This window comes from Pseudobutyrivibrio sp. JW11, assembly GCF_900115355.1.
In the GTDB taxonomy this organism is placed as follows: Bacteria; Bacillota; Clostridia; order Lachnospirales; family Lachnospiraceae; genus Pseudobutyrivibrio; species Pseudobutyrivibrio ruminis.
In genome coordinates this window covers 1-1,332 of the sequence record NZ_FOWB01000034.1, presented here as the reverse complement: position 1 = coordinate 1,332, position 1,332 = coordinate 1, and the positions used below count along the sequence as shown (strand labels likewise).

Annotated in this window: 1 protein-coding gene; it reads left to right on the top strand. The window is 40.2% G+C overall.

Annotation, left to right across the window (positions count from 1 at the left end; all coding sequences use genetic code 11):
* On the top strand, window positions 1–820 hold an 820-nt coding region (locus BM102_RS14140), incomplete at its 5' end, for a transposase (protein WP_143085505.1).
* Window positions 821–1,332: the final 512 nt, after the last annotated feature.

Here is a 1,332-nt window from a genome sequence, read left to right as displayed (position 1 = left end):
AGACCAGTTGAATGAAGACAGAATACGCTGTATAAACAGACTCCATCGAGAAATGAAGATTTATTTTCCAGAGTATAAGGACGCATTTGGAAAATTTGATGGACCGTTTTGTATAGAATTATTAAAGAGGATGCCGTTTCCTGAAGACCTATGTGCCGCAGGTATAGAGGGGATTAAGGACGTTTGGCATGCACAGAAGCTCGTTGGAAAGGGCTATGCAGGAGCTGATAACATTTATAGTAAGGCTCAGGGGAGCATAGGCCTCAAAGATGGCAGCAAATCAGCTAAGATTGCTGTTGAATGGTTTGCCAGTGAGGTTTCAGAGCTTACTGCAAAAATCAAGGAAGTAAATGAGCTTCTTGAGCAGAAATGCAAGGAAATTCCTTATGCCGAAAATATACTAGATATTTCAGGCATAGGAAAAAATATCATATCTGGAATTATCGCTGAAATGGGTGATATATCAAGATTTGATGATGTTAAAGAAATTCAAAAGTTAAGTGGATTAGGTCTTGTGGCGTGTAGTTCAGGCAAACATAAAGGTGAGACCAAGATAAGTCATAGAGGACGCAAACGCTTAAGATACTGGCTGTTTCAGGCTGCAAAGTCTGCAGTGGTACATTCGCCAGAATTTAAAGAGTTACATGTGTACTATACAACCAGAAATGATAATCCGCTGAAAAAGATGCAGTCACTAATTGTTATTGCATGTAAGATTCTCAGAGTGATTTACGCGATTCTGACGAAGGGGACGACTTATGATCCGAAGAAGCTTCTTTCAGATATCAAGAGACCGAATGAAGAATTACTTGCAGCATAAGAAATAAGATAGCATCTTAATCCAGAACCTTGCCGAGGTTCAGCACGTACTGAGCTTCAGTAGGGTTCTGGAAAAGGAAACCCGTTAACAATGAAGTGGTGAATCCACTACATTAAAAAGTAGACCAACTAAAACGACTGCAGGTGTGCGTCCACTGAATTAATGAACTTCAGTACCTATAGGAGTGAGGAAGGTCGGTATTAATCAAAGACAAACAAGAGCTGTAGCTGGCAGGAGTTTTCTCCGTGGGGCATAGACCCTGGTAAATAGCTTGGCTGGCACTCAGTGTATGAACAGGTGGGACGAAGGAAGTTGGGACACGATCCCTATAGACACGGAAGGTTCACTATCATAGCTAACAGAGGAATAAACGCCTTCATAAAGAAAAATCAGGATGCTTTATGAAGTGTACCTAAAATTAGCTATTCAGTACCAGATACAATGACTGTTCATGCAATTTTGCTCTTGATTTGAGGTTATAAAGGAAGAAAAAATACCTATAATTCAAGCAT